Below are 22,588 nucleotides of genomic sequence, written 5' to 3'. Positions count from 1 at the left end.
CCTGCCGTCTGAGTTCGCACTTCGTATAGACGAAGAGACAGTCTGTAAGATGTGCGCGGTGTAGAGCCGTTATTCGAAGGAAGTGTGCATGACTTTTCATGCAAATAAGGGTGGTACCACCACACGAAGGTCCCTTTTTATATGATAGGGGTCTTTTTTTATTGGTAAAAGAGGTTGTTCAAAAAGTCCGGTAAAAATGAAACTTCGCGAAAGGGGAGGTTCTACTAAGATCGTCCACGTCCTGTGGACAACGTAGAACTCACCACCTCCTGTGGAAACTCGTTGGCTCGCTTTTCCGCTCCTCATGTACCTACTAACGTACATTCCGGTGCCGGGAGCTTTCGCCGCCTCGAATTTCGACGCACAGGACGTGCTAGTGTCGGCATTGCAACAGGACGTTGCGAACTTAGCCGACCTCGGTCCTTTTTATCCTCCTTTTTGAACACATACTTAAAATAACGTAAAGAGGTGTTTCATTTGTCTAAAAAGAATAAAGACTTTGTGGAAAAGATTACCGCGATGGAAGATGACTTTGCACAGTGGTATACCGATGTTGTGAAACAGGCCGAGTTAGTCGATTACGGTTTAGTTAAAGGGACGATGATTATCCGCCCATACGGGTATGCGATTTGGGAAAATATTAAAGATGAATTGGATCGCATGATTAAAGAATCGGGCCATACGAATGTGCAGTTCCCATTGTTTATTCCGGAGAGCTGGCTGCAGAAAGAAGCGGATCACGTGGAAGGATTCGCGCCGGAAGTAGCTTGGGTGACTCATGGCGGAGATGAAGAACTGCAAGAAAGAATCGCTGTCCGCCCAACGTCTGAAGTGTTGTTCTGTGAATATTATTCAAGGCATATTCATTCGTACCGCGATCTTCCGAAGCTCTATAACCAGTGGGCGAACGTCGTGCGTTGGGAGAAGACAACTCGCCCATTCCTGCGTTCTTCCGAATTCCACTGGCAGGAAGGGCACACGGCACATGCAACTGACAAAGATGCGGAAATTGAAACAGCGAGAATGCTTGATACTTATGCAGACTTAGTTGAGAACTATATGGCGATCCCGGTATATAAGGGAAAGAAGACAGATAGTGAAAAATTTGCTGGAGCAAAATATACGTTAACGATTGAAGCGTTAATGCATGACGGGAAAGCATTGCAGTCTGGAACGAGCCATCATTTCGGTTCTGGCTTTGCGGAAGCTTTTGATATTACGTACTTGGATGAGAACGGGGATAGTCAATTCGTTCACCAGACATCTTGGGGGCTATCCACAAGAATTATGGGAGCATTGATTATGGTTCACGGGGACAACCGCGGCTTAGTTGTACCTCCGAAGATTGCTCCGACACAGGCGATGATTATTCCGGTTGCACAACATAAGGAAGGCGTACTAGATAAAGCGTATGACTTGCGTGATCAGCTCAAAGGTCTTGTTCGTGTCGATATTGACGCAAGCGACAAGATGCCAGGCTGGAAATTTAATGAATATGAAATGAAGGGAATCCCAGTTCGTATTGAACTAGGACCGAAAGATATTGAGAAGGAGCAAGTTGTCCTTGTACGCCGTGATACCGGTGAGAAGGAATTTGTCGCACTTGCTGATCTGGAAAAGCGTCTACCGGAATTGCTTGATGAAGTCCAGCAAAACCTTTACGACAAGGCACTCGCACATCGTAACGAGAAGACAACTTCTGTTACAACGATGGAAGAATTTAGAGAAATGCTTGAGGAAAAAGGCGGTTTCCTAAAAGCAATGTGGTGTGGAGACGAAGCGTGTGAAGAGAAGATCCAAGAAGAAACAACCGCAACCTCCCGCTGTATTCCTTTTGAACAAGAGAAGTTAGCGGAAACTTGTGTGTGCTGTGGTAAACCAGCGAAAGAGATGGTTATTTGGGCGAAGGCTTATTAAATCAAAGGTGACATCGAACGTTTAGGAACGGCCGAATTGGACTTCGACGCAATGAGATAAAGGAAACATGCCCCTTTAGGGGGAGACGTGAGTTGGGCCTTGGCCCGTTCTTAGTCGGCCTTCTTTTTCTCCTTGAGCCGATGTTGACTTTCACCACAAGGGTATAAGGGCGACTAAGCCTCATACAGATCATTCGGCAAGTCTTCTTTATCGAATGTAGGTGCAGGAAGTTCGGACAGTTCCTGGTCGATGGAGCTGAATGTAAATCAAAAGTGACATCGACTGTTTAAAGGTGAGTCAATCAGGTTTTGACCTGGTCGGCTTACCTTTTTTGTTTACAATGATAATCTCTAACCGCTATGATAATTATACGAGCTCTCACCGCTCTGTCATTGTTGGTGGAGAGGATAACTTTTAATATTTTCAAGCAGTAAAGTAGAAAACGGAAACGAAGGATGTGATTCTCTAATGAAAAAACTTTTGGGAATTCTGATGTTTATTTTGTTAGTAGGAACATTGAGTGCTTGTGATGACAACGCTTCTAATATTATTGCAGCAGTTGATGTAAGTGATAGGGAGGAAACTATACTCTCTACGCTAACAAACCAATCGTTCCTGTTTGACTTCAATAACGAGGACTATGAGGAAGTATCCATGTGGGTAGAAAAATATGAGCAAGGGGAATTAGTCGATGATCAGCTAGGTTATCTAACGTCACCGGTAGACGAAACGGGTTTGATTATTTTCGCAACCAAAATAGATGGAGTTGACGAGCAGCAAACATTCCATATTGGGGTAGGTGATGAAGATGGTGTCTCTTCTCTCACAACCCGAGATACTCCTTTAACTCCTCCATATTCGCTTCGGGGTCTTCATAAAACGAGTTTGAAATAGAAGATATTCCAAATTCATCATCAGAGTATGCAATATCCGCCAACACAAGCTCGCCTTCATGCAGTGTTTTGATGTCGTTTATTTATTCAAAGCTGAGTTTGCGAAATAAAACTTCCATTTAAAATACTTGACAAATCTTAAAAAAAAAAATTGTATTTTTTGCACTTCTGAGTTATAATTTAGATGTAATGTTATTACAGTAAGTACTGTAAAGCTTTTTTTGCGGTTTAAACTTTGCCATTTTCGAGAAGAATGGGAGGAGAAGAAATGGCGGTGAGTGAAGTGGAGAGGAAAATTACTAAAATTGGTAATAGCGTTGGGGTAACGATTCCACAGGAAGTATTGAATCACTTAAAAGTAAAGCAAGGTGATGATGTTAAATTTATATTGGAGAATGACGGCAGTGTGTCTATAAAAAGACCTGTAAATATGGATTTTTTAGACCAGGAGTTTTTAGAAGGGTTAGAAGACCTTTTTGAAAACTATGATGATACACTGAGAAACCTTTCAGACAGATAAATAATGGTCCGATATCTAACTGACAGGGAAGTTATTTTTATAAATGCTGCCGTGATAAAACGTTATACCCCAGAAGAACAAATAGGCGTAAAAGATACAAATATGCTGTTTAGTGCAATAGAAAGACCAAAACAAACAGTGTTTGGTAAAGATGCATACCCTACAATATGGTTAAAGGCTGCGGCTTTGTATGCTAGTATTTCGCAAAACCATGCTTTCCATAATGGTAATAAAAGAACGAGTTTCGCATGCATGAAACAGTTTTTATGGGTAAATGGATACCAATTTAAAGCTAGTCAAAAAGAAGCTGAAGATTATACTGTTTATTTAGTGGTTAAAAAGCCGGAAATTGAGGATACTGCGGATTGGATAGAAAAGCACATTGAACCAAGGTAATTAAGAATATAGATGGTAATTAACCGTCTAGTCCGAATGATTAAATACTGTATTAGATATTAATATGGAGTTAACCACACTAATTGATACTAGGTGGTTATTTTTTTATCACGCATTAACGGTCTGTAATATTCCCACCTCTAAACATGAGGGAAGCCTATCATGTGAAGGTGGGGGTATACAAGTCCGTAAATGCGTGATTCTGTTCAACTAACATTCAGTGGGGAGGAAAAGATTCCCCACTGAATGAAGTTTCACTTTATTCCCCTTTGTCACTTAGGTCACCTAATGATAAAATATAAAAGTATAATTGTGTTAAAAGATGCATGCACGTATAGCTGGGCTATAGAATAAATATAGCTAATGAAATCATTTTGGAGGATTAGAGCATGAAAAAAAGAGTTGGCTTGATTTTTGGCGGGAAATCAGCGGAACATGAAGTTTCGTTGCAATCGGCAAAAAATGTATTAGAAGCAATGGATAAAGATAAATATGATGTTACATTAATCGGAATCGATAAAGAGGGAAGATGGCATTTGCATGATTCGTCACAGTTTCTGTTAAATGCCAACGATCCGAAGTTGATTGCCTTGAATAAATCAAATGAAGGGGTTGCCTTCGTACCGGGTGAAGCGGATAAAAAGTTAATGAAGGCTAATGGCTCGGCAGCCCTTGATCAGCTCGATGTTATTTTTCCAATCCTGCACGGAACGCTCGGGGAAGATGGAAGTATTCAAGGAATGCTGCGTGTTGCAAATATTCCCTTTGTCGGTTCGAACGTATTAGGCTCAGCAATCAGTATGGATAAGGATGTTGCAAAACGCCTTCTAAAGGATGCAGGTCTCAAAGTTGCTGGGTCTTACACGTTCACCCGTGCAACGAAAGGAAATATCTCTTTTGCAGAAATAGAAAAAAATCTTGGCCTGCCATTATTTATTAAACCAGCAAACCAGGGCTCTTCGGTAGGTGTTAGTAAAGTCGAGTCGGCGGAAGAGTTTGAAGAGGCTGTAGCTGAGGCTTTTAAATATGATCACAAGATTTTAATTGAGGAGGCAATCCAAGGCAGAGAAATCGAATGCTCTATCTTGGGAAATGAGTATCCAGAAGCTTCCATTCCAGGCGAAATTGTTGCGACCAATGACTTCTATTCCTATGAAGCGAAGTATATCGATGAAAGTGGAGCAACATTGGAAATCCCGGCAAAATTAGATGACAACCAAGTGAAAGGAATCCAGGATGTATCAGTTAAGGCTTTCCAAGCATTGGATTGTGAAGGAATGGCGCGGGTTGACGTATTTTTAACGGAAGCAAATGAAATTATTATTAATGAAATCAACACGATTCCAGGGTTTACTAAAATCAGTATGTATCCTAAATTATGGGAGCTCTCCGGCATTCCGTACAGCGAGCTTATCGACCGGTTGATTGAGTTGGCAATTCAACGTCATGAACGGGATGCGGGACTTGAAAGTTCGTTTGAAACGGAATAGTAATTTAAATTAATTAAAGCGAAGAACACATCTTAGATAGAAATAGGGTGTGTTTTTTGTTGGAGTTATTGGATTTTGAAACTTAAGTGGTAAGGCTAACGTATAAGTGGATAGGGAGGGTGAATTTAATATGAACAAGGATAAAGAAACCCCTGAAATGAGAAGAGAAAAGCTGAGACAAGAGGAATTAAAAAAATCATCCAGCAGTATACAGGGGGGGCAATCTTGCTGATTTTGTCGGTGGTTTAGGCTGGAAGGGTACTGGAATTCTTATCCTCATCCTCATTCTTGTTGGTGCATATTTTCTATTGAGATGAATGTTCATATAAAATACAGTCCCTTCAGAGATACAAAAGTGCTCAGAATGTAATCGGAGCACTTTTGTAAAACAGGCTATTTACACGATGCAAAAATTAAGCATCAATTAATTCCTCGATTTCCTTTTTCAATTTTGCCGGTTCTTTCTGAGGGGCGAAACGATCTACTACTTCACCATTCTTATTAACGAGGAATTTTGTGAAGTTCCATTTTATATCTTCTGTTAAGATTCCCTTTTGCTCACTTGTTAAATGCTTGAATAATGGATGAGCGTTTTCACCTTTTACATCAATCTTACTGAACATGGGGAAAGAAACACCATAATTAGCGGAGCAGAATTCAGCAATCTCGTCGTCTGATCCAGGGTCCTGACCACCGAATTGGTTGCAAGGGAAACCTAAGATTTCAAAATTATCATTGCCAATCTCATCATACAGCCTCTGTAAACCTTGAAGTTGTGGCGTGAATCCACACTCACTTGCTGTATTTACAATAAGTAGCACTTTTCCTTCATAGTCTCTGAGGGACTTATCCTCGCCGCGAATTGTTTTTGCATGGTATTCATAGACACTCATGAACATCAGCCTCCTTACAAGAAGGATAGCAAGTACCATAACAACTGTCAAAAACAGCTTAAGATATTTTAAAGAACATTTCCAACTTGACAAATTGTAATGAATACTTAGAATAAGGTCTGTAAGCGCATTCATTTAGGTTGTATTAAAAAAGGGGGAAATGAAAAACATGATGGATACACAATTAACTTTACCAGCAATGCTTCAGCACACTGAAAAATATTTTCCGAAGAAGGAAATCATCTCTCGAACCCAGAAAGAGATATGGACATTCACATATGGAGAATTTGTCTCTCGCACACGGTCACTAGCCAGTATATTAGACAGATTAGGTGTTGCGAGAGGGGACAAGGTGGGTACGATTGCATGGAATCATCACCGTCATTTGGAGGCATATTTTGCGATTCCGAGTATTGGTGCTGTTTTGCATACCATCAATTTGCGTCTATCGAAAGAACATTTAATCCACATTATTAATCATGCCGAAGATAAAGTATTGCTGATTGATGTTGATCTCCTTCCATTAATAGAGCAAATTAAAGATGACATTCATACAGTAGAAGCATTTATCGTCATGACCGATGACGATACACTCCCAGAATCTGCTTTAGACCCAATTTATTCCTATGAGGAATTGCTTGCGGGTGGTGATGAGACATTCCCGTTCCGCGATGATATTTTAGAAAATGATCCGGCCGGATTATGTTATACGTCCGCTACAATCGGCAAACCGAAAGGGGTCATCTATTCGCACCGGGGACTTTACCTTCATAGCATGGCTCTGTCCCTGGCAGATACGGCTGGACTGTCCGAGCAGGATATTGCGATGCCAGTTGTTCCGATGTTTCACGTCAATGCTTGGGGAATCCCCTTTGCAGCGACTTGGCTCGGGGCATCACAAGTTCTCCCTGGCCCAATGCCGACGCCCCAAATACTAGCTGAATTGATTGAAGATAACAAGGTAACGATTACAGCAGGAGTGCCGACGATTTGGTTAGGACTTTTAAAAGAATTGGAACAAGGAAATTATAATTTAAACAGTTTACGTGCCGTGTTATGTGGTGGTTCCGCTGCACCGGAAGGAATGATTCGAGCATTTGAAGAAACACACGGTATTCCTTTTATTCATGCGTATGGTATGACAGAAACGACCCCGGTTGTCACGGTTGCTAAATTAAAGAGCTACCAGGCAAATCTTTCTTATGAAGAAAAATTAAAATTGCGGGCGACTCAAGGAAGGGTTGTTCCAGGTGTTGAAGTAAAAATTGTTAATGATAATGGCGAGGTGAAGGCGGATGGGCAGGATATGGGCGAGCTACTCATTCGTGGGCCGTGGATTGCTGACTCTTACTATAAGGATGACAGAAGTGAAAGTTCTTTTGTTGATGGTTGGCTCCACACTGGAGACGTCGTAACAATTGATGAAGAAGGCTACGTGAAGATTGTTGACCGAACGAAGGACTTGATTAAAAGTGGTGGCGAATGGATTTCATCGGTTGATTTGGAAAATGCGCTTATGGCACATCCCGATGTATTCGAAGCAGCAGTTGTTGCCATCCCTGATCCAAAATGGCAGGAGCGCCCTGTCGCGTGTGTTGTATTAAACGATGGTGTACAGCTTTCGAAAGAGGAGATGCTCGAATATTTAGAGCCACAATTTGCCAAGTGGTGGTTACCGGATGAAGTATTGTTTATGGATGAAATACCAAAGACTTCAGTTGGAAAATTTTTAAAGCGGGCATTACGAGAACAAGTTGAAGAGCAGCTTGCGTTATAAGATGGTGGGTTGGCACGAAATAGCAGTGCTAACCCACTTTTTATTTTTCCTTATTTTTGTTATACTAGTTCTTATGCAAGATGATAAATAACACAAACACCAAACATTTGTATCTTGCAAATATAAATGATAGGTGGTAACACACAATGGAGAAATCAAAATATCAGGTCTTGCTGTACTACAAATATGTATACATTGAAGACCCCGAAACCTTCGCAGCAGAACATTTGAAGTTCTGTAAAGAAGTAGGATTGAAAGGCCGGATTTTAGTTGCCGAAGAAGGAATCAACGGTACAGTATCCGGAACAGTTGAACAAACTCAAAAATATATGGATATGATGCATGCAGATGAACGTTTTCAAGACATGATGTTCAAAATTGATGAGCATGAAGGTCACGCGTTTAAGAAAATGCATGTCCGCCCACGTAAAGAACTGGTGACATTGCGTCTTGAGGATGATATTGATCCGCATGAGCTTACTGGCGAATATTTGGAGCCGAAAGAGTTCCGTGCGGCTATGGAACGTGATGACGTGGTCATTCTTGACGCTCGTAACGATTATGAATATGATCTCGGTCATTTCCGCGGCGCTATTCGTCCGGATATCGAAACTTTCCGCGAACTGCCTGAGTGGGTCCGTGAGAACCGCGACATGTTCGAAGGGAAGAAAATATTGACGTATTGTACTGGTGGAATCCGTTGTGAGAAATTCTCAGGTTGGCTCGTTCGTGAGGGCTTTGAGGATGTTGCTCAGCTTCATGGCGGAATCGCTGTATATGGGAAGGACCCGGAAGTGCAGGGTGACCTTTGGGACGGAAGAATGTATGTATTTGATGAACGAATTTCTGTTCCAGTCAACCAAAAAGAACATGTCATTGTCGGAAAAGACTTCTTTGATGGGCAGCCGTGCGAACGCTATGTCAATTGTGCTAACCCGGAATGTAATAGACAAATGCTCTGCTCTGAAGAGAATGAGCACAAGTATCTGCGCGGCTGCTCCCATGAGTGCCGTGTCACTCCGCGCAACCTTTACGTGAAAGAGCATAACCTGTCTGAAGAAGAAGTCGCAGAACGCCTGCGTGCACTTGAAGAAGAAAAACAGCATGCTTAATAAAAAATAAGAACTTCCTGATATAAGGGAGTTCTTATTTTTATCACGTATTAATTCCTTTGCAATAAGTACACTATGGTTAACGCTATTTAATTAAACGGTTTTCCAAAAAAATGGTAATAAATCTGGCGTAATAAATGCAAAAAATCTGAAATGTTAACGGATTCTTAAGGGAGAGTAATAAAAAATACTTGCTTTTTTCCGAGCGACCATGTAAAGTAGAAGGTGCAAATGGGAATTGGAATAAAAATACTTTACGATCTCTTTTTCAAGTGGTGTAAAAGTATTACAGATTCAATTACTTTGCACGAAATTGAAAAGGAGGTCATTTAAATGACTGGTAAAGTAAAATGGTTTAATGCAGAAAAAGGTTTCGGTTTCATCGAGCGTGAAGATGGCGATGACGTATTCGTACACTTCTCAGCTATCCAAGCTGAAGGCTTCAAGACTTTAGAAGAAGGTCAAGAAGTTGAGTTCGAAATCGTTGAAGGCGACCGTGGTCCACAAGCGGCTAACGTAGTTCGTTTATAATTCAAATACAAAAGCTTACTTCCAGTGGAGGTAAGCTTTTTTTAATATAAGAAACTATAAAGTGAAACTTCATTCAGTGGGGGTATTACAGGCCGTTAATGCATGATAAAATAAAAATACCGTGAGAACTTAGGTATCAAGGGTTAGCCACGTCCGGCTTTAGCGCCTTTGTTAATATTGATAAGCAGGTGAATGAATATTATGGATGCGAAAGACATGAATGCAAAAGAAATGGAAAAACGTGTCATTGAAAATTATCAGAACGACGAACGGATGATGATTCTTATTTTCGCGCAGTGGTGTGTGAATAATAATCTGGATGCCCAGGAATTATATAATAAGGCCTATCCAAATCAGCTGAATAACGCAATCTTGGATGAAGTGGTAGAGGAAACCGTCCCCAAAAATGAAGCAGATGAGATTCCAACTGTAACGGTTCTCCAAGTCCTTCAGCTGTTCGGCAATGATGATTTAGCATTCGTTGTTCAAGAGGAGAGCGAAAAACTGGATAATTGAAAGACATGCAAAGGAGCGGGTGAAACAGCAACTGGCTAATCCACCCGCTCGTGATTGTTATTCAAATAGCTTTATCAATGCTTGTGTGCCGCTGTCTTCTTCCCCTTTTTCCGCTAGTTCTTTGTACAGTTCGAGGGAGAGTTTAAGTCCTGGTGTAGACAATCCCATTTCTTCAGCAGCCTCAAGTGCAATCGTCATATCCTTAATGAAGTGCTTTACGTAAAAACCTGGTGCGAAATCGCCTTTTAACATACGCGGACCAAGTTGTGATAGGGAGAAGCTTGCTGCCGCTCCGGTACTGATGCTGTCCAGAACTCGCTCTGGATTGAGACCGGCTTTTTTCGAATAAACAAGTGCTTCAGCTACACCGATCATATTCGTTGCAATTGTAATTTGATTGGCAAGTTTCGTGTGCTGCCCTGCTCCAGCTTCCCCTTGGTGGATAATATTTTCACCCATCATCTGAAAAATCGGCAGCATGTTGTTAAATGCAGCTTGGTCTCCTCCGACCATAATCGCTAACTTCGCGTTTCTCGCCCCAATGTCACCACCGGAAACAGGTGCATCAAGCGCATGGATGTTCCGCTTCTTTGCTTCTTCATAAATTTTTACTGCTAGAGATGGCTTTGATGTTGTCATATCAACGACGTATGTATGTTCACGCGCATTTTGTAAAATACCTTCCTCTCCAAAATAAATCTCCTCGACGTCACTTGGGTAACCAACCATCGTGATAACTAGATCAACAGTTGCTGCTAGTTCTTTCACGGTATCCACCCAAGTCGCTCCCTCAGCAAGCAGTTCTTCAGCCTTATGCTTGGTCCGTGTGTAGACGGTTACATTGTAGCCAGCTTTTAAGACATGAGAAGCCATACTTTTTCCCATAACTCCTGTTCCGATAAAACCAATATTTTTGAGTGTATTTTGTGTCATTCGTTCTTCCCCTTTCCATCATTTGGGCAGTAGTTAACCCGAATCATTCTGTTCATTTTACATATAGTATATGTAGCTCATTATAGCAAAAAAAGCATCAATTTTTATGAAATTTACTAAAAGGATAGGAATTTTCCGTAAAAAATGAGAAAGATGGGAGCTATGCATATGCTAACCGACAAACAACTTTCACAAATGTTTGACATCTTACATGAGCGAGAACATGAATTAATCGATCAATTGAAAGACCAGCTTGGTTTGAAATATGAATTTTCCCAGGAGATAAGCGGGGAACTGTCTAATTATGATAATCATCCAGGCGATCAGGGAACGGAATTATTTGAGCGCAGTAAAGACCTTGCCTTGAATGAACATGCGGAAAAAGAACTGGAAGATATAAATAAAGCGTTTCATGAGATGGAAGAGGGTACATACGGAATTTGCGCCGTTTGTGGCCAAGATATTCCGTATGAGCGGTTGGAGGCTGTTCCGACTGCGGACAAGTGCATGGAGCATGCGAGTGAACAGACTTTCTCACGGGAGCGGCCGGTTGAGGAAGAAGTGATGTCGAGTAACATCCGTTCCGAGGAAGCAAGGGATGTGGATAATACTGCTTATGATAGAGAGGATGCTTGGCAGGAGGTAAGCAGGTACGGTTCCTCAGACGGGCCTTCTGATTTATATGACGATCAGGATAGTTATAACGAAATGTATCCGAATAGTGATGAAAACAATGCGGGACCTGAGGGTATAGAAGGTTATATATCAGCAGGTGAGGACGGTAAGTATGATGAGCAAGCGTTAGATCATTTCAGGAATCAGAAGTCGGAGTGAGATACTGAAATGTTACGAGGACTGTTTAAGTTCACAGTTTTCGCTATCAACACGTCCCCAACATCGTAACACAAACATCACAAAAAGAGACCGCACTCGAAACCGAGGCGGTCTTATGTCTTAATTAATTATGCAGCATTTTCATCGAGCTCTTGTAGCACAAGCTCTGTCGTCTCTACTTTGCCATCGCGGATAAATTCGATTTTTATCTCTTCACCTACTGCTGTATCAGAGTATAAATACTTCCGCAGTTCAAGAATTGAAGTTACTGGTTCGTCGTTGATCTTCGTAATTACATCGAACTGCTGTAAACCGGCTTTATCAGCTGGGGAACGGGGTTCGACACTAGCAATCACCATGCCACCTTCTACATCATCGGGAAGATCAATGTTCCCGCGATATTCCGGTGGTACTTGGTATAAAGCAGCTGTACTGATCCCGATCAGTGGTCTTGTGACTGTTCCTTCCGTTTCCAGTTGTTCCATAATCGGTAAAGCAGTATCAGCTGGTATGGCAAAACCAATTCCCTCAACGGCACTTTGAGCAATTTTCATCGAATTGATCCCAACCACTTCACCGTTTGTATTAACTAGAGCCCCACCACTATTACCTGGGTTGATGGCAGCATCTGTCTGTAACACTTCTGTTACCCAGTCCGGTTGTCCGTCACCATTCGTATCAACTGGAACCGAACGATTTAGACCGCTAATAATTCCTTTCGTTACCGTATTGGCAAAATCTAATCCGAGCGGGTTGCCGATTGCAAGCACGGTTTCACCAACGGCAAGGTTTTCCGACGTACCGAATGTCGCAACAGTATCGATTAATTCGCCGTCGACCTCAAGTACAGCAAGATCCATCAATGCATCCTCGCCAAGCACAGTCGCTGGAATCCGTTCCTCATCACCAAGTACAATTTCCACATTTTCTGCACCGTCAACAACATGTTGGTTCGTTACGATATATGCTTTTCCATCTTCTTTTTTATAAATAATTCCAGATCCGGTTCCAGCTTCTTCATCGCCATCCCAAATGCTTCGTTGTTGCAAATTAACGACTCCAACTACTGCATCGGATACTTCCTGGATGTTTGTTGAGCTATCCGCGTCTTCAGAGGAAAAAGTATCGATGATTGCTGCCGCTTCACTGCTTTGATTTTCCGTCACCGGGCTCGTTTGTGTGTTACCGTCCAGTGGGATAATATTGTTTACAAACAACATTGCGACAATCACTGCTGCAACTGCCCCACCGATTAGTCCGCCGGCAAGTGCGCTCCAGCCGCTCCATTTTTTATTCTTTTTCCCGTTCTTCCCATCTAATGGAGCTTGCGCCGGGGTAGAAGTTTGCTCATTGTCACTTACATCTTCATATTCTTGCTCTTCTAGAACATTTTCTGTGTCCGGAGATTCGTTTGAAGGCTGCTTATATTCGCCGCTCTCCTGTGAATGATTTGGTCTTTTGTCTTCAAAATTCATCAAAATCACCCTTTCTATTAAGTATTCTATCAATTATTATGAATATAAGTAAAAGAAAAGAGAGAGCTGCTGAAAAGAAATCTTGACCTCAGCAACTCTACATAGGAAGACCGCAATAGGGATGTGATTGCGGCTTCCAAATATATCAAATAAAAGGGGAAGTTCTAAGGAGTAGATGGTGTCAACCACTTCCTTACATTTCTTATTATACCCATTAGAAAAGGGAAAGCTTAGGCGTAATTGTGGAAAAAATGTGGAAGATGATTTTTGACAGCTTTTTAGTATAATTTTAATACATTCTATGTGAAAATGAAGATAAGTAAAACAATGAAAAGGTGACAAGAAATGAGTTACACAATTGGTGTAGTAGAAGATGATAAAAATATCCAAAGTATTGTGCGTGCCTACCTCAAGAAAGAAGGCTATGATGTCATCATCATGTCAACTGGGGAAGAGGGCTGGGAAGTGTGGCAAACGAATCCGCCTGATATGTGGATTCTTGATATTATGCTTCCAGGGATGGATGGCTATGAATTCTGTAAGCGAATCCGCATGGAAAGTGAAGTACCAATCATCATCATCTCTGCAAAAGATGATGAAATCGATAAGATTCTTGGTCTTGAGCTTGGTGGGGATGATTATCTTACAAAGCCTTTTAGTCCTAGGGAGCTTGTTGCCCGTGTAAAGCGGCTATTTAAACGAACGAGCCTCGGCAGGCAAATGGAGCAACAGCCTCTTGAGCGGATGAAGGTAGGGGAGTTACTGATTTACCTTGATGAACGGAGGATATTCTGGGCTGGTGACGAATTTGAGGTAACGACAAAAGAGTACGATATGCTGCTCTTATTCGCGCAAAATCCGAACCGGGCTTTTTCAAGGGAAGAATTACTCCTAAACATTTGGGGCAATGATTATTTCGGAAGTGACCGGGCGGTGGATGATCTTGTGAAACGGATCCGTAAAAAAATACCGGATATCCCACTTGAAACCGTATGGGGCTATGGATATCGATTGCGAAAAGATGAGGAATAAGCGATGAAACTACGCTCACAATTAACCCTAGCATTTACTGGGCTGCTTATCGTCGTCTTAACGGTGACCGGCTATCTCATTTACTCTTTAATATTAGATATTCTTGTGCAGGATGAGCAGAGACAGCTGGAGGAAACCGGTGAACTGCTTGCAAATTTTTTAACCGAGCAGTACGGAACGACAAAGGATATCCATGAATTTAATCAATTTTTAAATGACCAGGAGCTTCAATTGTTCCTTTATGACCGGAATATGGATACCGTATTGTTCTCCACGATGCCCAATTCGGTCGTTGCTGGATTTTTCCAGGAAAATAACTTTGCCAACACGAAAGAGACGATGTGGCAACTTGGCAATGACCGTTTTGTCACATCCCGCATCCTTTTTAACCCGGACGCTCTCGGCCTCGAATTAATTTTATTGACACCGATGACTGACCTACATGAGATTCAGCGAAACTTCATCAAGAGGTTATTTCTCATCTTTCTTATTGGTGCTTTGCTCGCAATTTGGCTAAGTTATTATTTAACAAATACACTTGTAACACCACTAACACTTCTCCAGCGGCAATTGAAGAAGATTGAGAAGCGTCAGTTCGATGATGTCGAGCGGATTAAGGCAACAGGGGAAATTAAAGAAGTGGAACAAAGTGTGTTTGAAATGGCGAATGAACTACAACGTTATATGAGTTCCCAGCAAGTATTTTTCCAGAATGCGAGTCATGAATTGAAAACACCGCTCATGACAATTCAAGGCTATGCGGAAGGGATTAAAGACGGTGTGTTTGAAGGAGAAGAAAAAGATAAGGGACTAGAGCTGATGGTTGAGGAAGTGAAGCGGCTGAAAGTCATTATTAATGAAATGATTCTGCTCGCCAAGCTTGATACAGAGAAAACGTACGAGCCCATCATGCTGTCTGGGGATGTTTTAATTGATGCAGTCATTGATCGGCTCTTCCCAATGTTAACGGAAAATAATATCAGAGTGGACAAACAAGTTAAAGAGGATATTCAGATTTATGCAGATGAGGAGAAAATGCTGCGCGCCCTTTCCAATATTGTCGTCAATGCAATCCGCCATGCGAAGAGCCGGATACGTATCCATGCATATACCGAGCATAAGCAACTCATGATTACAGTAGAAGATGACGGAGACGGTGTTGCAGAAGACTTAATTCCACATATTTTTCACCGTTTCATTAAAGGGAAAAGTGGCGAAAGCGGACTTGGCCTTGCTATTGCCCGGGCAATTATTGAACAATCGGACGGCAAGATCAGTGTCGACCGCTCGCCGGATTTAGAAGGAGCGAGATTTATCATTACGTTGCCAGTAGTGAGTAATAAAAGAGAGAAACAGGGCTAAGAAAAATGCAAAACTTCGGGGATATCCTCGGGGTTTTTTGACCAATATTGTATTATTTTGTTATAAAAGGGTAGAGATAAGGGAGAACAGTTCCTTACGAAGCCTTTTTCTGTTGCCGAAAGATATAGATCGAGCTTATCAGTTTCCTGGCAAGACGACTCCTAGAGATTTAGAGGGACAGACTCGAATCCCTTTCCAGGAGTTGTTTTTACTTTTTAGGTCACTAACCCTTTGCAAAAAGCGTTATAATTCCGATAAATATACTCGAACTCGATAATATGTTATAATAAGGGCTTGATTCATCCCTTAAAAAAGAGGAGCGGACGTTATGCAAAGAAAAGATATACGTAATATTGCAATTATTGCCCACGTTGATCACGGGAAGACAACGCTTGTCGATCAACTGTTAAAATACTCTGGAACATTCCGGGAAAATGAGCAGGTCGATGATCGTGCAATGGACTCAGGTGATATTGAACGTGAACGTGGAATTACAATATTAGCGAAGAATACTGCTGTTAAATATGAGGATACAACGATAAATATTCTCGATACACCAGGTCACGCGGACTTCGGTGGAGAAGTCGAGCGGATTATGAAAATGGTGGACGGGGTAGCACTTGTCGTTGATGCTTACGAGGGAACGATGCCTCAGACCCGTTTCGTGCTCAAAAAAGCACTCGAACAAAAACTGCGGCCAATGGTCGTCGTGAACAAAGTCGACAGACCTAACGCACGACCGGAAGAAGTAATCGATGAAGTGCTTGACTTGTTTATTGAGCTAGGAGCGGATGATGAGCAATTGGAATTCCCTGTCGTCTATGCATCAGCTTTAAATGGTACGTCAGGTCTTGAACCGGATCAACAAGAGGAAACGATGGATCCAATTTTCGAGACGATTATGAAACATATCCCTGCCCCTATTGATAACTCCGATGAGCCATTACAATTCCAAGTGACATTGCTTGATTACAATGATTATGTCGGAAGAATTGGTGTCGGTCGGGTTGCTAGAGGGAAAATCCATGTCGGTCAGCAAGTCGTTCTAATGAAACAGGACGGAACGAACAAGTCATATCGGATTTCCAAGCTGTTCGGTTTTCTCGGTTTAAAACGGATTGAAATTGAAGAAGCAAGTGCCGGTGAGATTGTAGCTGTTTCTGGATTAGAAGATATTAATATCGGGGAAACGGTCTGCCCGAAAGATCATCCGGAGGCCCTGCCATGGTTACGAATCGATGAACCGACACTGCAAATGACGTTTCTTGTGAATAATAGCCCGTTTGCCGGTAAAGAAGGAAAATATATTACCGCTAGAAAAATTGAAGAACGGCTCATGAAGGAACTTGAAACAGATGTAAGTCTGCGTGTTGATCCGACTGATACGCCGGACGCTTGGATAGTTTCTGGACGCGGTGAACTGCACTTGTCGATCCTGATTGAGAACATGCGAAGAGAAGGCTTTGAACTCCAGCTTTCGAAACCAGAAGTAATTATTAAAGAAATAGATGGTGTAGATTGCGAGCCGGTGGAACGTGTGCAAATTGATGTTCCAGAAGCATATACAGGAACGGTGATGGAGTCCCTAGGAGAGCGTAAAGGGGAAATGCTCGATATGGTGAACTATGGAGATGGCCAAGTTCGTATTGAATTTAAAGTGCCATCAAGGGGTCTGCTTGGGTATACGACTGAATTCATGTCCCAGACGAGTGGTTATGGAATTTTGAATCATACATTCGAAGCCTTTGAACCAGTTATTAAAGGTAATGTTGGTGGAAGACGCGAAGGTGTACTAGTTGCACTGGAAAATGGTAAAGTTTCCACTTATAGTATTTTACATTTGGAAGACCGTGGTACTATTTTCGCTGAACCAGGACAGGAAGTATATGCTGGTATGATTATCGGCGAGCATAACCGGGATAATGATTTGACCGTAAATATTACAAAAGAAAAGCATTTGACGAATATGCGCGCATCAACAAAAGATCAAACAGCAAATATCCGAAAAACGAGAAAGATGTCATTGGAGGAAGCATTGCAATACTTGAATGATGACGAATATTGCGAAGTTACCCCAGAATCCATCCGCCTCCGGAAAAAAATCTTAAATAAATCCGAAAGAGAAAAAGCAGCGAAAAAATAAATAAAACTCCCGACACAACCCGAACATATTAATTCATGGGCAGTTAGATTCAAGAGACAGGATGAAGAAATACCTCACCCTGTCTCTTTTTGAACAGGGACATTGGGGTCAGAGCAACTGTCCCAGTTTAAGAGCAGGGACATTGGGGTCAGAGTAACTGTCCCAGTTTAAGAGTGGGGACACTGGGGTCAGAGCAACTGTCCCAGTTTAAGAGCAGGGACACTGGGGTCAGAGCAACTGTCCCAGTTTAAGAGCAGGGACACTGGGGTCAGAGCAACTGTCCCAGTTTAAGAGCAGGGACACTGGGGTCAGAGCAACTGTCCCAGTTTAAGAGCAGGAACATTGGGGTCAGAGTAACTGTCCCAGTTTAAGAGCAGGGACACTGGGGTTAGAGCAAGTAATCCAGTATATTGTGAAATTCTGGAATTTCCTCGTGAACTTCAGAGATTTATTTGGAACTTCGATTCTTTTGTTAGCTTCAGAATTTACTGGAGTTTTAGAGACTGCATACCCAATTGTGAATTAGAGCATTTTCATTATTAACATGAACTATTCTCCCGTGAACTCAGAGTTTTTTATCTATGAACCTGAGCAGATCCTCTGTGAACTCGGGGCTCCTCTAACTCCCTACTCCAACTCCACCGTTTTCTATCTTCCGGGCATAAAAAAACCACCCTATTTTCAAGGATGAATTTTTAACAGGATTAAAACTACTTCATCCAGCATCCCTTCACTGCTCTTTCGGCTTTTTCTTTTTATCATTCGGGATGTGTTTTGTAAAATAGGCGGCGAAAATAAGTAAGATGATGGCAACTCCCCATGCTGCAATGCCACTCCAGTATCGGTCCAACATATTGCCAATAATAATGATGAGAACACTTGCTACAATTAAAATTCCAGATAAATATCGTTTCACCACGATTCCCCCATTAGATAATCCCTTTGTTAATAATCCGCACATCATAAACCGAAATGTCTCCTCTTATTATACTATATCCAATTCCATCCAGTTTATCATTATGAAGCTAAAATTTATTGATATTTTATTTTCCTCCCTTCTATTGAGCAAATAGCCTATAAGCAGTAAAATAATAGTTGTTCAGTCATATGCTTAATAAAGTGAAACTTCATTCAGTAGGGGTATCCTTACCTTCCTCACTGAATGTTAGTTGAACCGAATCAGGGATTTACGGACTGTATATCCCCACCTTCACATGTGGGGCTTCCCTCTTGTTCTTTAGAGGTGGGGTATTACAGACCGTTAATGCGTGATAAAAAATGAATGGAGAAAAGAAGTTTGAGAATAAAAGATTGTATGATCGTTGGACTCATTCTATGTCTGGTTAGTTTGCTTAGCGCATGTAATATGACGATAAAAGTTACAGGTACGGGGAAAACGGTAACCGGAATGGAAAGCGAGTTGATATTCAAAGAGCCAATCCCAGGTGTGATTGTGGAAGAGATTACGATTTCTTCTATTGGAGATGTATTATTACATGAACCAGTCTATGTCGATGCTTGGACAGGGAGCACATTTAATTTTTCCCCGATGCTTGAAAAGGTGGAAGCTTATTTAAGTGAGGCGACGATTACGACGGCAAACCAAGAGTCGATGATCGGCGGGGTAGAACTTGGGTTATCCACCTATCCGGCATTTAATAGCCCGAAAGAGATTGGTAATGCGTTGAAGGACGCCGGGGTCGATGTCGTCATGCTGGCAAATAATCATACACTAGACCGCGGGGAAAAAGCGATTCAGCAAGCAATTAACCATTGGGAAAATCTTGATATGATGTATGTTGGTGCCTATAAGGATGAAGCGGATCGAAAAAAGGTGCGTGTAATCGAAACGGATGAGGGGATCTCTGTTGCATTCCTCAATTATACGTACGGGACAAATGGAATTCCAGTACCAGAGGATAAGCCTTATCTGGTCAATCTCATCGATCAAGAGCAGATGGCAGAAGATATCGCCGAGGCGGAAGCTGAAGCAGATATTATCGTTTTAAACCTGCATTTTGGAAATGAATATGAGCGGATGCCAAATGAAGAACAGAAGGAGCTCGTTCAATTTGCAGCTGACCATGGTGTCCATGCAGTCATCGGCCATCATCCACATGTTTTACAGCCGGCTGCATGGGTAGAAGGAAAAGATGGAAACGAAACGCTCGTTATTTATAGTCTAGGTAATTTCCTTTCGAATCAACAGGGGTTATATAAGCGGATTGGCGGGATGTTTACCTTTACCGTGACGAAGACAACTTATAAGGAAAAGGAGAGTATTGAAATTCATTCACCCACTCTCTTGCCGACGTATGTCACATTCCATGAGGACTTGGAAGACTATGAGGTTGTACCGATGTATTCCTTAACAAATAAGGAATTGAAAGAAGCAGATCGGCATTATGAAGAAATAAAAATGCATATGTCTCAGTGGATGCCAGAGCTTAGATTCATAGAAGAAAAGTAAGGGAAGTGTGGCCTGTTCCAAGAAAGGTCACACTTAAGATAGGCATGCCAAGTCTTTTTTTGGTATGATGTAAAATGTATTTAAATTTACATACGTTAAGGAGATTCATCGCATGGAATGGAAAAATATATATCGAGGGATATTGATGGGTGCTACAGAGGTCGTCCCGGGAATCAGTAGCGGTACCATTGCACTTTTACTTGGAATTTATGAGCGGTTGATTGAAGCAATTAACGGCTTTTTTAGTAAGGACTGGAAGAAGCATTTAGGATTTCTCATTCCGCTTGGGATTGGCATGGTAGCAGCGTTGTTCGTGTTTGCGAAAGTGATCGAATGGTTGTTTATCCACCATCCGATGCCGACATTATTTTTCTTCCTCGGACTGATCCTTGGCGTCCTGCCTTATTTATTTTATAAAGCTGATGCGAAGAATTCATTTCGTCTGCAGCATATCGGTGTGATGCTGGTCGGTGTTATCATTATTGCTACAATAGGGCTTATGAATGTTGGAGAAGGGGAAATTATTACGAATATTACCCTGAAAACATATGCATATCTATTTGTTTCAGGTATAATCGGCAGCGCGGCAATGATTCTTCCAGGGATAAGTGGCTCATTCTTGCTTCTTGTTCTTGGTGTATATCCGACAGTCATTGCTGCCGTCAGTAATTTAAAATTTGATATCATCATTGTGACTGGACTTGGGATTGCGATCGGTTTTGTCATCATGAGCAGAATTGTCGGCTATTTTTTACGAAACTATTTCACTATTACATTCGCAGCCGCAATAGGACTTGTTGCAGGTTCAGTTTTCGTCGTTTTCCCGGGAATACCCCAAACGGTTGGTATGTTCTTTGTTAGTGTTCTTACATTTTTCACAGGGCTTTTAACAGCGTATATCCTTGGACGAATAGAGTATAAATAGTTACAATATAAGAAAATAATTTAAAGAGGGTATAAAAGGAGAATTCAGATGGAACTAATCACAACGCAAGCTAGATTTGATGAAGTTATACAAAGTGCAGATCCGGTCATTATTAAGTTCTTCGCTAACTGGTGCCCAGACTGCAGACGCTTTGATATGTTCTCGGGCCAGGTAATGGATGAGTTCAACAATTATAACTGGTACGAAGTGAATATTGATGAGATAGAAGGAATTGCTGAAAAGTATGAAGTAATGGGAATTCCGAGCGTACTAATTTTCCAAAATGGGGAAAAACTAGCGCATCAGCACAGTGCTTATACGAAGACTCCAGAAGAAGTAACGGAATTTTTACAACAACAATTAGGGTAATATTAAACAAAGGCGGAAGCGCCCGTTAAGCAACGTACAAACTGGAGCACTCCGGAATGAGATAAAGGAAACACAACGAACGGCAGTGAGTTGATGTTGACTTATCGATTGGAGGAGTGTGAAGTTTGCTAGTTGCTGGGCGCTGGAGCCGGACGTGGCTAGCCCCGGATACCTAAGTTATTAAGCATTTTTATTTTATACTTTCTTATCATTTATAAAGAAGCTTGCGATTAACAATTGAGTTGATTGCAAGCTTCTTTATTACGATTCCTTATCTTTCTCCTTATTCACTTAAATTAAAATTAAACTGCTCGTCGTTTGTAAATAGAAGTCTTCCATTCTCCAATTGGATTGTATCGTCACGCACTTTCAGCTGAAAGACATCCTCGTACTTGAATGGATCAGTTGGGATTGTAATCTCATTCAAATTACGCGGATTAATTTTCGCAGTGTTGTCTGGCTTGTTCTCTGTTGCGCCCCATTCAATTAGAAATGGCAAATTCTCCGCGTCTTCGGGAAAAAGCATTTTCCAAGATAGAGTTGAACCGTCAATCTTCTTCCGCATTCCTGGATACGGACCACTATACGGGATCTGATTTTCTTTAAAATAGGTCAGCTGGGCATCTAGATTACTCGTCCGTAAAGCAAAGGTAAGGAGTCCGGTCCTTCCTTGATCGAGGGAATCAACTGCATTTCTCACTAATGGGAGATTGCTTTTCCTAGCAAGTTCCTCATCGAAAATTCCGAGCCATTCGATATAACTGTCATTTTGGAAGTGAGCAAGGAAGTTGTACGTTCCCCATTTCTCATGTTTTCCACCTTCAATAGCGATTGCATGATGCTGTTCAACAAACTGCTGGGCATCCTTTTCGGGATTCTTTGAAACGATTACAAGATGATCAATTGCTAGCATGCTAATCCTCCTTTGTAAAATGAAAACTTCTGCTTATCGTCATGATAAGCATTTATGCGTATAATAGAAAGTAATTAATCTTAAAAT

General features: G+C 41.6%; 21 protein-coding genes, 1 pseudogene and 1 other annotated feature (1 of these 23 only partly in view). Of the genes and pseudogenes, 17 read left to right on the top strand and 5 right to left on the bottom strand.

The genetic code is table 11. The features are described 5' to 3' along the window. Positions 1-138: a binding site (T-box leader), on the top strand (it extends 89 nt beyond the left edge of the window). Between the two features lie 339 nt (positions 139-477). The 6 genes and pseudogenes from proS (at position 478) to WKU33_RS09020 (ending at position 5,533) form a co-directional block, all read left to right on the top strand. After that, a complete protein-coding gene (gene proS / locus WKU33_RS09045) occupies positions 478-1,917 on the top strand; it encodes a proline--tRNA ligase (protein WP_336252379.1) in 1,440 nt (479 codons plus the stop codon). Between the two features lie 492 nt (positions 1,918-2,409). Next, positions 2,410-2,811: a hypothetical protein gene (locus WKU33_RS09040; RefSeq protein ID WP_340454194.1), complete on the top strand. Its 402-nt coding sequence runs from the start codon at positions 2,410-2,412 to the stop codon at positions 2,809-2,811. A gap of 267 nt (positions 2,812-3,078) precedes the next feature. Further along, positions 3,079-3,330: an AbrB/MazE/SpoVT family DNA-binding domain-containing protein gene (locus WKU33_RS09035; RefSeq protein WP_229782670.1), complete on the top strand. Its 252-nt coding sequence runs from the start codon at positions 3,079-3,081 to the stop codon at positions 3,328-3,330. A 3-nt stretch (positions 3,331-3,333) separates the two neighbouring features. Continuing rightward, the gene (locus WKU33_RS09030; protein ID WP_340454190.1) at positions 3,334-3,726 is read left to right on the top strand and encodes a type II toxin-antitoxin system death-on-curing family toxin; all 393 of its coding nucleotides are present in this window, start codon (positions 3,334-3,336) and stop codon (positions 3,724-3,726) included. A gap of 389 nt (positions 3,727-4,115) precedes the next feature. Then, on the top strand, positions 4,116-5,216 hold the full coding sequence (gene ddlA / locus WKU33_RS09025; protein WP_188857140.1) for a D-alanine--D-alanine ligase: 1,101 nt from the start codon (positions 4,116-4,118) through the stop codon (positions 5,214-5,216). 130 nt (positions 5,217-5,346) lie between these two features. Next, positions 5,347-5,533 (top strand): annotated as a pseudogene (locus WKU33_RS09020) (DUF6366 family protein). Positions 5,534-5,629: 96 nt separating this feature from the next. Here the strand turns inward: WKU33_RS09020 and WKU33_RS09015 are convergent. Further along, positions 5,630-6,109, bottom strand: coding sequence for a glutathione peroxidase (locus WKU33_RS09015; protein ID WP_340454188.1), 480 nt, complete (start codon positions 6,107-6,109; stop codon positions 5,630-5,632). 169 nt (positions 6,110-6,278) lie between these two features. Between WKU33_RS09015 and WKU33_RS09010 the strand changes: the two genes are divergently transcribed. From WKU33_RS09010 to WKU33_RS08995, 4 genes are all read left to right on the top strand, one after another. Beyond that, positions 6,279-7,886, top strand: coding sequence for a long-chain fatty acid--CoA ligase (locus WKU33_RS09010; RefSeq protein ID WP_340454187.1), 1,608 nt, complete (start codon positions 6,279-6,281; stop codon positions 7,884-7,886). 146 nt (positions 7,887-8,032) lie between these two features. Beyond that, complete coding sequence (gene trhO, locus WKU33_RS09005) at positions 8,033-8,998, top strand: oxygen-dependent tRNA uridine(34) hydroxylase TrhO (RefSeq protein WP_188857137.1); 966 nt, start codon at positions 8,033-8,035, stop codon at positions 8,996-8,998. 333 nt (positions 8,999-9,331) lie between these two features. Further along, complete coding sequence (locus WKU33_RS09000) at positions 9,332-9,529, top strand: cold shock domain-containing protein (RefSeq protein WP_156856019.1); 198 nt, start codon at positions 9,332-9,334, stop codon at positions 9,527-9,529. A gap of 216 nt (positions 9,530-9,745) precedes the next feature. Continuing rightward, positions 9,746-10,045 carry a hypothetical protein gene (locus tag WKU33_RS08995; protein WP_156856118.1) on the top strand — a complete coding sequence of 100 codons (300 nt, stop codon included), beginning with the start codon at positions 9,746-9,748 and terminating at the stop codon, positions 10,043-10,045. A 57-nt stretch (positions 10,046-10,102) separates the two neighbouring features. Here the strand turns inward: WKU33_RS08995 and WKU33_RS08990 are convergent, their stop codons facing one another. Further along, entirely contained in the window at positions 10,103-10,978 is an 876-nt protein-coding gene (locus WKU33_RS08990) for an NAD(P)-dependent oxidoreductase (protein WP_336252381.1), read from the bottom strand. Positions 10,979-11,146: 168 nt separating this feature from the next. Here WKU33_RS08990 and WKU33_RS08985 point away from each other — a divergent pair, with 168 nt between their 5' ends. Further along, positions 11,147-11,812: a TraR/DksA C4-type zinc finger protein gene (locus WKU33_RS08985; RefSeq protein WP_340454185.1), complete on the top strand. Its 666-nt coding sequence runs from the start codon at positions 11,147-11,149 to the stop codon at positions 11,810-11,812. Positions 11,813-11,940: 128 nt separating this feature from the next. Here WKU33_RS08985 and WKU33_RS08980 read toward each other — a convergent pair whose 3' ends face one another. Then, positions 11,941-13,287: a S1C family serine protease gene (locus WKU33_RS08980; RefSeq protein ID WP_188857135.1), complete on the bottom strand. Its 1,347-nt coding sequence runs from the start codon at positions 13,285-13,287 to the stop codon at positions 11,941-11,943. Between the two features lie 345 nt (positions 13,288-13,632). Here WKU33_RS08980 and WKU33_RS08975 point away from each other — a divergent pair, with 345 nt between their 5' ends. The 3 genes from WKU33_RS08975 (at position 13,633) to typA (ending at position 17,824) form a co-directional block, all read left to right on the top strand. After that, positions 13,633-14,319: a response regulator transcription factor gene (locus tag WKU33_RS08975; RefSeq protein ID WP_336252382.1), complete on the top strand. Its 687-nt coding sequence runs from the start codon at positions 13,633-13,635 to the stop codon at positions 14,317-14,319. A 3-nt stretch (positions 14,320-14,322) separates the two neighbouring features. Continuing rightward, a complete protein-coding gene (locus tag WKU33_RS08970; protein ID WP_340454184.1) occupies positions 14,323-15,681 on the top strand; it encodes a sensor histidine kinase in 1,359 nt (452 codons plus the stop codon). A 328-nt stretch (positions 15,682-16,009) separates the two neighbouring features. Next, the gene (gene typA, locus WKU33_RS08965) at positions 16,010-17,824 is read left to right on the top strand and encodes a translational GTPase TypA (RefSeq protein ID WP_156856014.1); all 1,815 of its coding nucleotides are present in this window, start codon (positions 16,010-16,012) and stop codon (positions 17,822-17,824) included. Positions 17,825-18,554: 730 nt separating this feature from the next. On the opposite strand, the gene WKU33_RS08960 is transcribed toward typA, so the two are convergent. Further along, positions 18,555-18,740 carry a hypothetical protein gene (locus tag WKU33_RS08960; protein ID WP_188857222.1) on the bottom strand — a complete coding sequence of 62 codons (186 nt, stop codon included), beginning with the start codon at positions 18,738-18,740 and terminating at the stop codon, positions 18,555-18,557. Positions 18,741-19,121: 381 nt separating this feature from the next. Here WKU33_RS08960 and WKU33_RS08955 point away from each other — a divergent pair, with 381 nt between their 5' ends. From WKU33_RS08955 to WKU33_RS08945, 3 genes are all read left to right on the top strand, one after another. Next, a complete protein-coding gene (locus WKU33_RS08955; protein ID WP_340454182.1) occupies positions 19,122-20,294 on the top strand; it encodes a CapA family protein in 1,173 nt (390 codons plus the stop codon). A gap of 112 nt (positions 20,295-20,406) precedes the next feature. Next, positions 20,407-21,219, top strand: a complete 813-nt coding sequence (locus WKU33_RS08950; RefSeq protein WP_336252384.1) for a DUF368 domain-containing protein — start codon at positions 20,407-20,409, stop codon at positions 21,217-21,219. Positions 21,220-21,267: 48 nt separating this feature from the next. Continuing rightward, positions 21,268-21,588, top strand: a complete 321-nt coding sequence (locus WKU33_RS08945) for a thioredoxin family protein (protein ID WP_336252385.1) — start codon at positions 21,268-21,270, stop codon at positions 21,586-21,588. Between the two features lie 283 nt (positions 21,589-21,871). Here WKU33_RS08945 and WKU33_RS08940 read toward each other — a convergent pair whose 3' ends face one another. After that, positions 21,872-22,501 (bottom strand): VOC family protein, encoded by a 630-nt coding sequence (locus tag WKU33_RS08940; protein WP_340454180.1) that lies wholly within the window; start codon positions 22,499-22,501, stop codon positions 21,872-21,874. Between the last annotated feature and the right edge of the window lie 87 nt (positions 22,502-22,588).

Source organism: Oceanobacillus sp. HCA-5259 (assembly GCF_037892815.1).
Lineage (GTDB): Bacteria > Bacillota > Bacilli > Bacillales > Amphibacillaceae > Oceanobacillus > Oceanobacillus indicireducens.
The sequence above is the reverse complement of the archived record's forward strand: the minus strand, read 5'-3'. Positions and strand labels throughout refer to the sequence as shown.

What these genes read in the sequence shown, in the direction of transcription:
- WKU33_RS09040 (WP_340454194.1), top strand. Translation starts at nt 2,410, where the DNA reads ATGTTTATTTTGTTAGTAGGAACATTGAGTGCTTGTGATGACAACGCT.
- WKU33_RS09035 (WP_229782670.1), top strand. Translation starts at nt 3,079, where the DNA reads ATGGCGGTGAGTGAAGTGGAGAGGAAAATTACTAAAATTGGTAATAGC.
- WKU33_RS09030 (WP_340454190.1), top strand. Translation starts at nt 3,334, where the DNA reads ATGGTCCGATATCTAACTGACAGGGAAGTTATTTTTATAAATGCTGCC.
- ddlA (WP_188857140.1), top strand. Translation starts at nt 4,116, where the DNA reads ATGAAAAAAAGAGTTGGCTTGATTTTTGGCGGGAAATCAGCGGAACAT.
- WKU33_RS09015 (WP_340454188.1), bottom strand. Translation starts at nt 6,109, where the DNA reads ATGAGTGTCTATGAATACCATGCAAAAACAATTCGCGGCGAGGATAAG.
- WKU33_RS09010 (WP_340454187.1), top strand. Translation starts at nt 6,279, where the DNA reads ATGATGGATACACAATTAACTTTACCAGCAATGCTTCAGCACACTGAA.
- trhO (WP_188857137.1), top strand. Translation starts at nt 8,033, where the DNA reads ATGGAGAAATCAAAATATCAGGTCTTGCTGTACTACAAATATGTATAC.
- WKU33_RS09000 (WP_156856019.1), top strand. Translation starts at nt 9,332, where the DNA reads ATGACTGGTAAAGTAAAATGGTTTAATGCAGAAAAAGGTTTCGGTTTC.
- WKU33_RS08995 (WP_156856118.1), top strand. Translation starts at nt 9,746, where the DNA reads ATGAATGCAAAAGAAATGGAAAAACGTGTCATTGAAAATTATCAGAAC.
- WKU33_RS08990 (WP_336252381.1), bottom strand. Translation starts at nt 10,978, where the DNA reads ATGACACAAAATACACTCAAAAATATTGGTTTTATCGGAACAGGAGTT.
- WKU33_RS08985 (WP_340454185.1), top strand. Translation starts at nt 11,147, where the DNA reads ATGCTAACCGACAAACAACTTTCACAAATGTTTGACATCTTACATGAG.
- WKU33_RS08980 (WP_188857135.1), bottom strand. Translation starts at nt 13,287, where the DNA reads ATGAATTTTGAAGACAAAAGACCAAATCATTCACAGGAGAGCGGCGAA.
- WKU33_RS08975 (WP_336252382.1), top strand. Translation starts at nt 13,633, where the DNA reads ATGAGTTACACAATTGGTGTAGTAGAAGATGATAAAAATATCCAAAGT.
- WKU33_RS08970 (WP_340454184.1), top strand. Translation starts at nt 14,323, where the DNA reads ATGAAACTACGCTCACAATTAACCCTAGCATTTACTGGGCTGCTTATC.
- typA (WP_156856014.1), top strand. Translation starts at nt 16,010, where the DNA reads ATGCAAAGAAAAGATATACGTAATATTGCAATTATTGCCCACGTTGAT.
- WKU33_RS08950 (WP_336252384.1), top strand. Translation starts at nt 20,407, where the DNA reads ATGGAATGGAAAAATATATATCGAGGGATATTGATGGGTGCTACAGAG.
- WKU33_RS08945 (WP_336252385.1), top strand. Translation starts at nt 21,268, where the DNA reads ATGGAACTAATCACAACGCAAGCTAGATTTGATGAAGTTATACAAAGT.
- WKU33_RS08940 (WP_340454180.1), bottom strand. Translation starts at nt 22,501, where the DNA reads ATGCTAGCAATTGATCATCTTGTAATCGTTTCAAAGAATCCCGAAAAG.